The organism is Polaribacter reichenbachii (genome assembly GCF_001975665.1).
In the GTDB taxonomy this organism is placed as follows: domain Bacteria; phylum Bacteroidota; class Bacteroidia; order Flavobacteriales; family Flavobacteriaceae; genus Polaribacter; species Polaribacter reichenbachii.
In genome coordinates this window covers 2,016,291-2,029,834 of the sequence record NZ_CP019419.1, presented here as the reverse complement: position 1 = coordinate 2,029,834, position 13,544 = coordinate 2,016,291, and the positions used below count along the sequence as shown (strand labels likewise).

Sequence of the window (13,544 nt, the reverse complement as noted above, 5' to 3'; positions counted from 1 at the left end):
AAAAAAATGAAATACAAAATACCAATTTCAGTAGTTATGCCTTGTTATAACAGAGAAGCTTATGTTGCCGAGGCTATAGAAAGTATTCTTGCACAAACCTATAATTTTTTTGAATTTATAATTGTTAATGATGGTTCAACAGATAATACAGAACTTGAAATAAAAAAATACAAAGACCCTAGAATTAAATATATTAAATGTTCAATAAACAAAGGGAATTATGTAGCTAGAAATATTGGCATGAAAGCGGCTGAAGGAAAATACATTTGCGTTATGGACTCTGATGATATTTCTCTACCTAATCGTTTGGAGTTGCAATATAATTTTTTAGAGACTCATTTAAATGTTGGATGTTTAGGAGGGGCTTTTGAGATTATGGTTCAAAAGAATAAAGAAAAGAAAATAATTAAATACCCATTAACTTATAAAGATATAAAATCTTGGCTTTTAAAAAGTTGTTTTATACGCCATCCAACTGCCATGTTTAGAACTCACTTATTAAAAAAACATAATCTTTATTATAATGAAAATTATAGATATGCGAGTGATTATGGTTTTTTTGTAAAAGCTGCCCAATTATTTCCTGTTAGGAATTTAGAAGAGGTAATATTAAAATACAGATCACATTCAAACCAAATATCTACTGATAAATCCGTTGAACAAGTTAAAATTGCTGATATTTTCCGAAAGGACCAATTAACTCAATTTAAGTTAAATCCAACAACAAAGGAAATTGATCTACATTTAAGGTTAATAAAAGAAAAGTATCTAAATGATAATGATTTAGATTTATGTGAAGATTGGTGTAATAAACTACTTGAAACTAATAAGAAGCTAAAATTATTTAATAATAAATCACTATATAATTTATTAAAATACTCTTTACAAATGGCTATAAGAAATAATTCTTTAGGAACTTGGTCTATTGAAAAAGACATGTTGAGTTTTATTGATAAAACTATATCGAAAGGTGAATCAATTCTTGAGTTTGGTTCTGGTTTAGGAACTGAGGCTTTATTAGAAAAATATAAAGTAACAAGTATAGAACATGATGAGAATTTCAATATTAATAGAGGAGAGAATCATGATATTATATTGGCTCCCATTGAAAAAAACTGGTATACAAAACATAGTGTTAAAAAAGCACTAAATATAGATTATGATCTTATTATTGTTGACGGTCCTCCTGGAAATTTACGCGCTGGTATATTGCAAAATATAGATTTATTTAAATCAATTAAAACACCTATTATTTTTGATGACATTGATAGGGAAATTGACAAAGAGACTATGGAGTCTTTTTGTAACAAATTAAATTATAATTATAAAATAATAACTGGAAATAAAAAGAAATTTGCTTATTGTACAAAGATTGGTACTTCTAAAAAGTAAATAATTACTAAAACTTTTTTTTATAAAATACAATCCCCTGTTCGTACTCTATAAAAAAATAACCCTCATAATCTATAAATCATGAGGGTTATTGCAGAGAGGAAGGGACTACAAATACCACAAACAACCACCTCAACAAACCACCTTAAAAAATTGAAAAAATATTAATTAATCAAATAAACAAAGGTTTTACAAAGATATTCCTTTTTTGTTTAGTTTGATGTAGTTTGTTTTAATTTTACTTTTATCGTACAAATACCGTACAATATTTTATATTTGTATTATTAAAATATATCTGTATGGCTTCAATTAATTTCTTATATCGTTCAACTAAAGACAAAGCAAACTTAAATTTAAGGCTTTTATACAGGTATAATGCTAAAGACTATGTTTTCGGAGCAAAAACAAAAGTTGAGGTTTCAAAATATTATTGGAGCAAACAACATAAAAATAAATCTAAAGATATTGAGATTACAAACTTACAAACTGAAATAAACAACGAACTCAACAAAATAGAAAATCACGTTTTAAAAGCTTTTAATTCTGTAAACCCTGAAAGCATTACAAAAGACTGGTTAACGTCTCAATTAGATTATTATTACAACCCACCGACTGAAGACAAAGCAATTCCTAAAGATTTAATCAATTATATTGATTTTTATATTGAGTACCGTAAACACGAAATCAAAAAAAGAACTAAAAGTAAGTTTACAGTTATCAAACATAAACTGGAACGCCTTGAAAGTTTCAGAAAAAAACAAATACTTATTGCAGATGTAAACGATAGTTTTAAAAATGAATTTGTTTCTTACTGTAAAAGCGAATCATACGCACAAAATACAATACAAAGAGAATTAGCAATAATAAAAACGTTTTGTAAACACGCTCGATTTGTAGGTATTGAAACGCATCCGCAGTTGGATAGTTTAATGTTAGAAAAAGAAAAAGTAGCTAAAATTTACCTATCATTTGAAGACTTAACTAAAATTGAAAACATCAGTAAAGATAAATTAACAGATAGTTTAGACAACGCCAAAGACTGGTTAATTATTAGTTGTTATACAGGGCAAAGAATTTCAGATTTTATGAGGTTTACCAAAGAACAAATAAGAATTGAAAACGGTAAACATTTAATCGAATTTACTCAACAAAAAACTGATAAAACTATGACAGTACCATTGCACCCAAAGGTTTTAGAAATACTTCATAAAAGAAACGGCTCGTTTCCTTATAAAATATCAGACCAAAAGTATAATGACTTTATAAAAGATGTTTGCGAACTGGCAGAAATAAACGAACCAACTAAAGGCAGTAAAATGGTTGAAACCCAAAAAGGTAGTAAAATTTTTAGAAAGCAATCAGGAACTTACAAAAAACACGAACTGGTTACCTCGCATATTGGCAGACGTAGTTTTGCAACCAATTTTTACGGTACAATACCAACAACCTATTTAATTTATATTACAGGACATAGTACTGAAGCAATGTTTTTAAACTACATAGGCAAAAGCAATAAAGATTTAGCTCTCGAGATAACTAAATATTTTTAATAAAAAATAAAGTTGTTTTTTAACGTGCATTTCTTACATTTCGTACATTAATTAAATTGTTATGAGTGAAATTAATTTTTTAAATATGATGTTAACAGGATATTATAAAAATCCTGAATTACTAAAACTTTACTTAATAAGAAAACATAAAGAAGCTGAAAAAAAACACAATTTCAGTTTAATTGAATTTTATGATAATTGTAATAATACACTAGAACACTTCAAACAAAAATTTTTAAGTCTTTACAATGAAAGAAAAAAAGAACTTTATTTAATTATTTCATTAAGAAAAAAAGAAAATAAATTCTTTAATGATATTGAAAGAGATATTGAAACTTTAAATATAAATGGTTTTGGTATTCCTTTAGCACCAATTACAAATCACCAATTCACAGGACACTTATATCATTCAGATATTGAATTTATTGAAAACACGATAAAATTAATATTTGTTTGTATAGATGAAAATAAAGACTATTCAGCACAATGTAATGAGGGCAATTTCTTTTATTCAGGCTATGAAAACGAATTGTATACAGGTAGACAATATTTTGAAAAAATATACCTATCTAAAGGGAATTTAAAGTTTCCTATTAATTTCCCTGATTTAATACCGAAATATTATGATTTAGCACTTGCAGAATATCTCAAAAATGAGAAAAATATTGCAAGTCTTTTTTTTGATGCCAAATTAGTAACAATAGAGTTTTTAAAATCTGAACTCAAAAAAATTGAAACGTTACAAAACGGAATTGAAGATTTTATCGATAAAAATAAAAGCGGAACTTTTAATGCTAAAAGAGAACAACTGAAATACTGCAAAAGATATTCTCTTTATTTGAGTGAAAAATTTAAAGATTTAGAAAAAACAGAATTTGAAAAACCTCAACAAAAAGAAACTAAAAATTTAGAGCATTTTATTATAAATATTGAAAACAAACAAAGCTTTATTAAAGATTTAAAAGAGACATTTCCAACTGAAAAAGGTAAAAGTATTAAAGCAGTAATCGATTTATTAGTATCTGATAATATTATAATTTATGGAACTAAAGAATTTAAACAACTTTATAATCAATTAAGGTTAGTCTTTGATAGAAATATAGGAACTTATAACAGTATTCAAAACGTTAAAGAGGTTGATTCGATTATAATTGATGTAATTCAGAAAAAACTTAACCCTTTGATTATCAAATATAAAACAAATTAAAACAACTTGTACAACTTGTTTATACTTGTAAACAAGTTTAAACAACTGATTAACAGTTAATTAGATTGTTTTTGTTTATACTTTTGATGTATGAATAACACAATCTTACTTCAAAATGTAAGTCCTGAAAGGTTAACGGAGTTAATCAAAGACGGCGTTAAAAGTCAATTAGAAGACTTTAAAGAAACTTTACAAACTCACAATCCTGATGAGTTACTAACAAGGGAGCAAACTTGCAAATTCTTACAAATTGATAGTTCAACCTTATGGGCTTGGACTAACAAAGGCAAAGTCATAGCTTATGGTATTGGAAACCGCAGATACTACAAAAAAGCGGAATTACTAAACAGTTTACAAAAACTTAAAAAATAAAGGCTATGAGTAACACGAATACACAAAGCCTTAATTATAATAGTTATAAGCAAGGTAAAGATAAAGATTTTAAAGACCAATTTAACAAGGTTTACAAAGGTTTTTTTGAACAACCACAATCAATGAAGATGCTATCAGAAAAATTAAATATTGATAGAGCAAATATTTGTTGGTTTTGTAGAGATTTAAGAAAAACCAATAAAATAGAGATTGCAAAAAAAGGAATCTGTAAAATAACTAAAAGAGTAGTTAATTATTACACTACAAATCCTGATTTGTTTTTTAAGTCTAATCAATTAAAAATGTTTTAGGCTATGCAGAATAAAGAAAATATAAATAATCTTGTTAAAAGTAATATTAACGAGCTTTCAGACGGTTTGCAAACCATAGAAAAAACAACTGATGAAATTTTACAGGAACTTTCAAACAGCATTAGTAAAATAGATTTTCAAATATTGGCGTTTCCTGATATTGAAATCGTTAAAAAACAAATTGAAGACTTACAACCTTTTATTTACAATGAAGACGGCAGTTTCAATACTAAAAATAAACAGGAGCAAAAAGAATACAAAAAACTCGTTAAAAAGTTAGATAGTTTTAAGCTTACTAAAAATCATTTTTTAATACTTTGTATTGAGCAACTTCTTAAAATTGCCAAACAAAACAACTGGGGTTTATGCAAAAAGAACGGTTTTATTTATCTGTATAATGGCAGTTACTGGAATGAAATCAACAAAGAAAGCTTTCAGTCCTTTTTAGGAAACGTCGCTTTAAAAATGGGGGTTAACAAATTCAAAGGTAAAATTCACACGTTTAAAGATGAGTTATTTAAACAGTTTATGGCAGATGCTTATTTACCAACGCCAAAGGCTAATAAAAGAAATGTATTAATCAATCTACAAAACGGAACGTATCAAATAACACCAACAAAAAGAGAATTAAGAGCGTTTGATAAAAAAGATTTTTTAACGCATCAACTACCTTTTGAATACGAACCTGATGCAACCGCACCACTTTTTAAAAAGTATTTAGATGAGGTTTTACCTGATGTAGACAAACAAAAAATATTTGCAGAATATTGTGGATACATTTTTATAAAACCAAGTGTTTTAAAACTTGAAAAAATGCTTATTCTTTATGGTACTGGTGCAAATGGTAAAAGCGTATTTTTTGAGATACTCAATGCACTTTTAGGAACTGAAAATTTTAGTAGTTATTCTTTACAGGACTTAACAAATGACAATGGCTATTATAGAGCGAAAATAGGCAGTAAGTTAGTCAATTACGCATCAGAAATAAATGGCAAATTGGAAACTGATATTTTTAAACAAATGGCTTCAGGAGAACCGTTAAGCGTTCGTTTACCTTATGGCGAACCGTTTATTTTAAATGATTACGCAAAGCTAATTTTCAACTGTAATGAATTACCAAAAGATGTAGAGCATACCAACGCTTTTTTTAGACGTTTTTTAATCATTGGTTTTGATGTAACCATAGCAGAAAACAAACAAGATAAGGAACTCGCAAACAAGATAATTAACAACGAATTATCAGGCGTTTTTAATTGGATATTGCAAGGACTTGACAGGGTTTTAAAGCAAAAGAAATTCAGTAAATGTGAAGCCGTTGAAATGGCTCGTAGTAATTACGAAAAACAAAGCGACAGCGTAAAAATGTTTATTGAAGACTATGAGTATAAAACGGCTACAAATTACACTACCATAAGCGAATTATATCAAAAATATAAAGTGTACTGTATTGAAGACGGTTTCAGACCAGTAAACAAGTCTAATTTTATGAAGCGTTTACGACATTTTAAAATTGTAGTTGAACGTAAAAGTATTGGAAACGTGGCTTACATCATATCAAATAAACATCAATTTAATGGTAGCTTTTAGATATTCATTAGATAAAAGTAGTAAGAAATTTATTTGCCCAAACTGTAATAAAAAGACGTTTGTTTATTACGTTGATACAGAACAGGGCAAATATTTAACTACTGATTATGGCAGATGCGACAGAGAGCAAAATTGTGGATATCATAAAGCACCTCCAAAAGGTAAAAAAGCCTATTTAATTGATTTTCTCACGTTAAAAAAGATAAGTGATAAGGCTTGTAAATTGGTTGATGTAAATGGCGTTATTTCGATAATACCAACCTCGCAAATATTAAAGCAAACAGAAAGCAAATGTTTTATAACTGAATGGTATTTAAAGAACTCAAATATTCAGTATTCAAACAATGAAAACAAATATTTTAATTCTGATAATATTAAAATTATAAATGAAGTTAAGGCAATAAAAGAACCTCAATCAGTTAAACCAAGTTTTCACAGTTTACAGCTTCAGGATAAAATAATAAGAGAATATGAAAGTCAACAATTTAATGACAATTTAACTACTTATTTATTGAGCCAATTTACAGTTGATGAGGTGCAAACAGCAACGCAAAAATATTATTTAACTGGTGCAAATTACTTTTGGAATAATGCAACTTTATTTTGGCAAATAGACCACAAAGAGCAAATTCACGCTTGTAAAATTATGCTTTATAATAGTTGTAAAGGCAAAAGAATAAAAGAACCTTACAATCATATCAATTGGTTACATAAAGCTATTAAAGAGCCTGATTTTAACCTCAATCAATGTTTATTTGGTTTACACCTCATTAATGAAGACTATCAAAAAGAAATTGCAATCGTAGAAAGTGAAAAAACTGCTATTATAATGAGTATTTATTTACCTGAATTTATTTGGATTGCCACAGGTAGCAAGTCAAATTTTAAGTTTGATTTATTGCAACCACTTAAAAAAAGAAAATGTATTGCGTTTCCTGATAAGGGAGAATTTGAAAACTGGCATAATAAAGCAACTGAACTAAACAATCAGGGTTTTAAAATTGCAGTTAGTAATTTATTAGAAAAAACAATCTTACAGAATGGTTCTGATTTGGTTGATTATTATTCAAAACAAAAAGTTTCCTAATTATTTAGGTTTTAAATTTTAGACAATGGCAAAAAATTATACGTTTCCTATTTTATTTGATGAGATTAAAAGCTTATCGATAACAGATTTAAAAAAATTAAAATACCTACAAAAAAACCTTTCTTTTAATGGTAATGTTTACTGGAAAAGTAGAGGCGAATCTACAGGTAGTATAAGCATTAACACCTCTTTAATTAATGATAATAATTTTGTTGAATTTATTTATACGTGCAATGATAAATCTTATAATTATAAGGTCGATTTAGTCTCAATAAAATCAAACCTTAATAATGCAGATATTTGGTATTTTAAATGCAAATTTACTGGTATAAGATGCAGAAAACTACATTTGATTAATGGTAGGTTTCAACATAGAAGTATTTTAAAAACTGGAATGTATTCAAGCCAAACACGAAGTAAATATTATAGGTCATTAGAAAAGGTTTATGGAGCATATTTTGAAAGTGATAATCACTATTCTGAATTATACAGTAAACATTTTAAAAAATACTACAATGGAAAACCGACAAAGAAGTATTTAAAACTTTTAGAGCAAATAAATAAAGCTGAAAGCATCGATAAATCTGATATTGAAAGTTTATTACTATCTAAATAACGGAATCAGATAAAAAACAATAAATTAATAATGCACGAAATGTATAAAATGAAGCTTTAACAACAAACTACCAATCCGTTTTTATATTTTCTTTAATTGTAAATAAATCGATAAAATCTTTATTAAAAGAATGTAGCGTATTTTTTGCAAGTTTACCTTTTTTAAAATTTTTATTATTGCCTTTAACTGTTAATTTATAAAGAGTATATTCGTTATTTACTGTAACATTACCAACAGTAACAGGTATGTTTTTAAAAGTAATATCACTTACAGAAACTCTATATTTATTATCTTTTACATCAATCACAATAAAACATTTGTATTGTGTATTTGAAGCAACCCCATAAAGCTTTTTTACATCACTTAATAATTTATAGTTTGAAAAACCAGTAAATCGATATTTTGAATATTTTAATTCATTAAAAAAACTGTTATTATTTAAATTAACTTCTAATAACTTAACAATCGAATCTTTAGAAATTGTCAAATCAAATACTTTTTGCCATTTTAAACTTTTATTTTCTTGAATCTTAAAGTTATCATATTCTAATTGAGTATTTTGTGAAAAAGAACTTAAGCAAAAAGTAATTATTAATAAGGTAGAAAAAATTTTCATAGGTATATTTTAATAGTTAATGCACGAAATGTATAAAATGAAGCCTTAAAAAGAACTTTATCTTTTACTAAATACTTATAGTAAAATAGAAAGTGTTATGATAGTAAATATCAAAAAAAAGAAAACAAATAATTTTGTACTAAAAGTTTCTTTTGAATCAGGATAAAATAATTCGAATATATCCTCAACAATTTTCTTAAACATCTTTTTTTTTAATAAATATACAAATTATAATAATATTCATTAATAAAACAATAATCCCTAAAAATTAATATTTACCTAAATTTAAGAAATATAAAAGGTCAAATTTTATTCACAATACAAAAATCGTACAAATAAAGAAACTGAAAAACTTCAACTTATTGAAAATCAATATGATGAAGTTTTTAAATGCAGAGAGGAAGGGATTCGAACCCTCGATACAGTTACCCATATACTACCTTTCCAGGGTAGCTCTTTCGACCACTCAGACACCTCTCTAATTTTTGTAATTACTGTAGAAGTTTTCTCTTTTTGTAAACTGTAGCAACATCATCTTAAAAAAGACAAGTTGTATTTATAAATACAATTCGATTAATCCTTCTGGAGTTTCAACTTGTATTTGTTTGTTTTCTCGATCCACTTTTTTGATAAAATCATCAATCATCGGAATAAAGATTTCTTTACCATCTCTATCAATTTCAAAAAGTGGTTGTGCTGCTTTATCATTGATATGAACAATATTACCCACTTCACCAAAATTTGAATCAACAACTTTAAAACCAATTACTTCGTGAAAGTAAAATTTATCTCCAGATAATTTTGGTAATAAGTCTAAAGGTAAATAAACGCCGCATTTTAAAATTGAATCTGCTTCTTCTTCAGAATACACATCTTCGAACTGAACACGTAATTGATTGCCTTTGTGCAAAGAACTTTTATCAATAAAAAATGGAACCAGATTAGTGCCGAATTCGACATAAACTGATTCCATATTTTTATACAACTCAGGTTCGTCTGTATCTAATTTGATAACAACTTCACCTTTAAAACTATATTTAGTTACGATTTTGCCTAAATAAAAACACTCTTCTTTACGCATTATCGTATCAATTTATAATTTACTCTGCTGCTTTTTCTGCTGCTTCATCAATAGTTTCTGCTGCTGCTTCAACTTCTTCAGATGCTTCTTCTGCAACTTCTTCTACAGCTGGTTTAGCTGCTTCGATTCTTGCATCGTTAACCGCTTTTTCAGCTGCTAAAGCTTTCGCTTTTGCATCAGCTTCTGCTGCGCTTAAACCTTCTTCTTTTGCAGAAATTTTAGCTGCTTTTTCTTCTAACCAAGCAGTAAATTTAGCTTCTGCTTGCTCTTCTGTTAAAGCACCTTTTCTTACACCACCAACTAAATGATTCTTTAACATAGCACCTTTATAAGATAAAATTGCTTTTGCAGTATCAGTTGGTTGCGCACCATTTTGTAACCATTTTACAGCACCATCAACATCTAAGTTAATTTCTGCTGGGTTTACATTAGGATTGTAAGTACCAATTTTTTCTAAGTATTTACCATCTCTTTTTGCACGGGCATCTGCAGCAACGATCCAATAGAATGGTTTACCTTTTTTTCCGTGTCTTTGTAATCTGATTTTTACAGACATAATTTGTTAATTTTTTAAGGTTCTCGACCTTGATTATTAAAAATCTTACCATCTCGTGATAAGTGGGCGCAAAAATACTAACTTTTTTTGACACTAAATCACTAATAACCTATAAATTAATGATTTTTCTGCATAAAAATTATTTTATAAATTCTTCAAAAGACTTTAAATTTAATTCATCTAAGAATTTAACTTTCTTTTTTATTTTCTGATAATCTGCTTTTGCTGCTTCAAATCGTTCTTCAATTATAGATAAACTCTCTAATTCAGAATTTGAAGGTTTATCATAACTTGTTGCAATTTTACTGTATAAATCAGACATTTTTTCTCTTAATTGTGGTTCTGCTGAGCCTACATAATTGTCTCCAGTTGTAATTACCAAAGTTTTCTTTAACCCTGTCAACTTTTCTACGATTTTTTTCTTTTTAAGCACTTCTGCCTTTTCTAATATTGCATCTAACTCATATACCATATATGCCAATTCTTCTGTCATATTATACATTTTCATTGTGGTATTGTGCTTCATTTCTCTATCTGATGCAGATAAATTTGATTTAGGGTCGTAGATTAACGCTATCTTCTTTGTAAAAGTATCTTTACCTTTCTTTAAAACCACATTATAAGTACCTGCTTCTACTAAAGGCGAAGTAAACCCGCCAAAACTAAACGTTTTCCCTTTTGCTACTTTTGGGTTTTTTAATCTATAATTCCAGTTTACAATATTTATTCCTTTTGATTTTCCAGGACCTAATTTGCTAATTACTTTTCCATTATCATCTTGAATTTCTAGAGTCATTTTACCAAAAGTGTGACGTCTGCTTAAATGATATTTTATTTGTGCTGCTCTGCTTGGGTTTGCACCAACAAATTGAGTTTCTGCTCCAAAACTTCCTGCAAAACTACCTTCTTCGAAAATTACAGTTGGTTTTGAAGTAAAGAAATGTACTTTCTCTTTTAAAACCTCATCGTTAATTTCTCTCAGTGGTGAAATATCATCAATAATAATAATTCCTCTACCATGTGTTCCCATTACTAAATCGTTAGTTTGCTTTTGTAATTCTATAAAATGTACAGCTACAGCAGGCATATTATTTGTGAATTTTATCCAGTTTTTACCACCATTTACAGTAATGTACAAACCGAATTCTGTACCTAAAAATAATAAATCTGGGTTTACATAATCTTCTTGAATATTTCTAACAGAACCAACTACATCATTAGTAATAATGCTTGTCCAAGTTTTACCAAAATCTGTTGTTTTGTAGGTATATGGTTTCATATCATTCATTGTATGCCCGTCAAAAACAACGTAAGCAGTACCTTTATTAAAAACACTTGCTTCTATATGATAAGCCCAAGTATTTTTTGGTAAATCTGATACATTTACTATTGTGTTTGTCCAAGTTTTACCTCCATCTTGTGTCACTTGTACATTACCATCATCTGTACCCACCCAAATTACATTTTCATCTAAAGTAGATTCTGCTATGGTGAATATGGTTGTATGATTTTCTGCTCCTGAGTTATCCATAGACAATCCACCAGAATTGCCTTGATCTTGTTTTAAAGGATCATTAGTCGTTAAATCTGGCGAAATAATTGTCCAAGTATCACCCAAATCTTCAGATTTATGTAAAAACTGGCTTCCCATATAAAAACGATCTGGCTGATGTGCGCTTATAGCCATTGGTGCATTCCAGTTAAAACGCAATTTAGCATAACCTTTTTGTGGTAATGGCTGAATGGTTTTTACTCTTTTTGCATCTACATCATATCTCCAAACATTTTCTGCACCTTGCATTTCTGAATAAATAATATTTTTCTTTGGATGTTTTAAAACTCTAAAACCATCACCTCCACCAATAGAATTCCAGTCTCTTGCTTCAATTCCACCAGGTGAAGAAGAAGGTCCATACCAAGAACCATTATCTTGTAAACCACCATAAATATTATAAGGTTCTGCATCGTCTACACTAACTTGATAGAATTGAGAAATAGGTAAATTCTCTACAATTTCCATAGTTGTTCCTCCATTTAAAGAACGATAAACTCCACCATCTGTACCAGCATACATTCTATCAGAATTATGAATATCAAAAGTAATATCGTGAATATCACTGTGCATATTTCCTAAATTTTTAAATGTTTTTCCTCCATCTCTAGAAATAGAACCACTTAAACCACCTTTTACAACTATATCTGGATTTTTAGGATCTACCACAATTCTAGAAAAGTAAAAAGGACGCACTGTAATACCAAAATCGTTATTTAATTGTTTCCAGTTAGCACCAGCATCATCACTTCTATACAATCCTTTTCTTTCATTTTTTTCAGCTTCAATAACCGTGTAAAGAATGTTAGAATTAGAAGGCGCAACTGCAATTGCCAATCTACCTAAACTACCTTCTGGAAATCCGTTATGAATTTTGTTCCAAGTTGCACCACCATCAATTGATTTGTACAAGGCACTGTCTTTACCACCAGACTCAAAAGACCAACCTGTTCTTCTAAACTCCCACATAGAAGCGTATATAATATTTGGGTTTTTAGGATCCATAGTTAAATCTGCACAACCTGTTTTTTGATTGGTATATAAAATTTTATCCCAAGTTTTACCTGCATCCGAAGATTTATAAACACCTCTTTCTTCACTATCTCCCCATAAAGCGCCTAAAACACCTACATAAATTTCATTAGAATTCTTTGGATTAACAATTATGTTTGCAATACGATCTGAGTTTTCAAACCCTATTTTATCCCAAGTAACTCCACCATCAACTGTTTTATACATCCCATCTCCATAAGAAACACTATTTCTTGTCCAAGTTTCTCCTGTACCTACGTAAATTGTATTATCAGGATCGTTTGGATCTACTTCTATAGCACCTATAGATTGACAATAATCATCGAAAATAGGATTAAAAGTAACACCACCATCATTCGATTTCCATACTCCACCACCTGCAGTTCCTGCGTAAATAATTCTATTATTTGTTGGATGATTTTCTAAATCATTAATTCTACCACTCATTAAAGCTGGCCCAATATGCCTAGCAGTTAAATCTCCAAATAATTGCTTTCCTTTTGTGTTTTTACTTTGTGCATCAACCTTTACAGAAAAAGATAAAAGTAGAACAGCCACTAATAAAAATTGTTTTTTCATTTTGTT

Annotated in this window: 12 protein-coding genes and 1 tRNA gene; 8 read left to right on the top strand and 5 right to left on the bottom strand. The window is 28.4% G+C overall.

Features of this window, described 5'->3' with window-relative positions; genetic code table 11:
- Window positions 1-6 precede the first annotated feature (6 nt).
- The 8 genes from BW723_RS08425 to BW723_RS08390 all read left to right on the top strand — a co-directional run bounded on the left by BW723_RS08425 (window position 7) and on the right by BW723_RS08390 (window position 8,122).
- On the top strand, window positions 7-1,392 hold the full coding sequence (locus BW723_RS08425; protein ID WP_068356099.1) for a glycosyltransferase family 2 protein: 1,386 nt from the start codon (window positions 7-9) through the stop codon (window positions 1,390-1,392).
- A 299-nt stretch (window positions 1,393-1,691) separates the two neighbouring features.
- Window positions 1,692-2,942 (top strand): tyrosine-type recombinase/integrase, encoded by a 1,251-nt coding sequence (locus BW723_RS08420; protein ID WP_068356102.1) that lies wholly within the window; start codon window positions 1,692-1,694, stop codon window positions 2,940-2,942.
- Window positions 2,943-3,003: 61 nt separating this feature from the next.
- Window positions 3,004-4,149 carry a hypothetical protein gene (locus BW723_RS08415; protein ID WP_076686354.1) on the top strand — a complete coding sequence of 382 codons (1,146 nt, stop codon included), beginning with the start codon at window positions 3,004-3,006 and terminating at the stop codon, window positions 4,147-4,149.
- A gap of 90 nt (window positions 4,150-4,239) precedes the next feature.
- Window positions 4,240-4,521 (top strand): helix-turn-helix domain-containing protein, encoded by a 282-nt coding sequence (locus tag BW723_RS08410; protein ID WP_068356108.1) that lies wholly within the window; start codon window positions 4,240-4,242, stop codon window positions 4,519-4,521.
- Between the two features lie 5 nt (window positions 4,522-4,526).
- The gene (locus tag BW723_RS08405) at window positions 4,527-4,832 is read left to right on the top strand and encodes a hypothetical protein (RefSeq protein ID WP_068356111.1); all 306 of its coding nucleotides are present in this window, start codon (window positions 4,527-4,529) and stop codon (window positions 4,830-4,832) included.
- Window positions 4,833-4,835: 3 nt separating this feature from the next.
- Window positions 4,836-6,419 (top strand): DNA primase family protein, encoded by a 1,584-nt coding sequence (locus BW723_RS08400; RefSeq protein ID WP_083139525.1) that lies wholly within the window; start codon window positions 4,836-4,838, stop codon window positions 6,417-6,419.
- Complete coding sequence (locus BW723_RS08395; RefSeq protein WP_068356114.1) at window positions 6,406-7,506, top strand: DUF6371 domain-containing protein; 1,101 nt, start codon at window positions 6,406-6,408, stop codon at window positions 7,504-7,506. The genes BW723_RS08400 and BW723_RS08395 overlap by 14 nt, the downstream gene beginning before the upstream one ends.
- Window positions 7,507-7,531: 25 nt before the next feature.
- The gene (locus tag BW723_RS08390) at window positions 7,532-8,122 is read left to right on the top strand and encodes a hypothetical protein (protein WP_068356117.1); all 591 of its coding nucleotides are present in this window, start codon (window positions 7,532-7,534) and stop codon (window positions 8,120-8,122) included.
- A gap of 67 nt (window positions 8,123-8,189) precedes the next feature.
- Here BW723_RS08390 and BW723_RS08385 read toward each other — a convergent pair whose 3' ends face one another.
- The 5 genes from BW723_RS08385 to BW723_RS08365 all read right to left on the bottom strand — a co-directional run bounded on the left by BW723_RS08385 (window position 8,190) and on the right by BW723_RS08365 (window position 13,538).
- A complete protein-coding gene (locus BW723_RS08385) occupies window positions 8,190-8,738 on the bottom strand; it encodes a type II toxin-antitoxin system HigB family toxin (protein ID WP_068356120.1) in 549 nt (182 codons plus the stop codon).
- Window positions 8,739-9,131: 393 nt separating this feature from the next.
- Window positions 9,132-9,218, bottom strand: a tRNA-Ser gene (locus BW723_RS08380).
- 76 nt (window positions 9,219-9,294) lie between these two features.
- Window positions 9,295-9,819, bottom strand: coding sequence for a ribosome maturation factor RimM (gene rimM, locus BW723_RS08375; RefSeq protein WP_068356123.1), 525 nt, complete (start codon window positions 9,817-9,819; stop codon window positions 9,295-9,297).
- A gap of 19 nt (window positions 9,820-9,838) precedes the next feature.
- The gene (locus BW723_RS08370; RefSeq protein ID WP_068356126.1) at window positions 9,839-10,375 is read right to left on the bottom strand and encodes a 30S ribosomal protein S16; all 537 of its coding nucleotides are present in this window, start codon (window positions 10,373-10,375) and stop codon (window positions 9,839-9,841) included.
- Between the two features lie 139 nt (window positions 10,376-10,514).
- Window positions 10,515-13,538, bottom strand: a complete 3,024-nt coding sequence (locus tag BW723_RS08365; RefSeq protein WP_068356130.1) for a WD40/YVTN/BNR-like repeat-containing protein — start codon at window positions 13,536-13,538, stop codon at window positions 10,515-10,517.
- Window positions 13,539-13,544: the final 6 nt, after the last annotated feature.

Bases quoted from the DNA above. Each gene is read 5' to 3' on its own strand.
- BW723_RS08425 (WP_068356099.1), top strand. From the start codon at position 7: ATGAAATACAAAATACCAATTTCAGTAGTTATGCCTTGTTATAACAGA.
- BW723_RS08420 (WP_068356102.1), top strand. From the start codon at position 1,692: ATGGCTTCAATTAATTTCTTATATCGTTCAACTAAAGACAAAGCAAAC.
- BW723_RS08415 (WP_076686354.1), top strand. From the start codon at position 3,004: ATGAGTGAAATTAATTTTTTAAATATGATGTTAACAGGATATTATAAA.
- BW723_RS08410 (WP_068356108.1), top strand. From the start codon at position 4,240: ATGAATAACACAATCTTACTTCAAAATGTAAGTCCTGAAAGGTTAACG.
- BW723_RS08405 (WP_068356111.1), top strand. From the start codon at position 4,527: ATGAGTAACACGAATACACAAAGCCTTAATTATAATAGTTATAAGCAA.
- BW723_RS08400 (WP_083139525.1), top strand. From the start codon at position 4,836: ATGCAGAATAAAGAAAATATAAATAATCTTGTTAAAAGTAATATTAAC.
- BW723_RS08395 (WP_068356114.1), top strand. From the start codon at position 6,406: ATGGTAGCTTTTAGATATTCATTAGATAAAAGTAGTAAGAAATTTATT.
- BW723_RS08390 (WP_068356117.1), top strand. From the start codon at position 7,532: ATGGCAAAAAATTATACGTTTCCTATTTTATTTGATGAGATTAAAAGC.
- BW723_RS08385 (WP_068356120.1), bottom strand. From the start codon at position 8,738: ATGAAAATTTTTTCTACCTTATTAATAATTACTTTTTGCTTAAGTTCT.
- rimM (WP_068356123.1), bottom strand. From the start codon at position 9,819: ATGCGTAAAGAAGAGTGTTTTTATTTAGGCAAAATCGTAACTAAATAT.
- BW723_RS08370 (WP_068356126.1), bottom strand. From the start codon at position 10,375: ATGTCTGTAAAAATCAGATTACAAAGACACGGAAAAAAAGGTAAACCA.
- BW723_RS08365 (WP_068356130.1), bottom strand. From the start codon at position 13,538: ATGAAAAAACAATTTTTATTAGTGGCTGTTCTACTTTTATCTTTTTCT.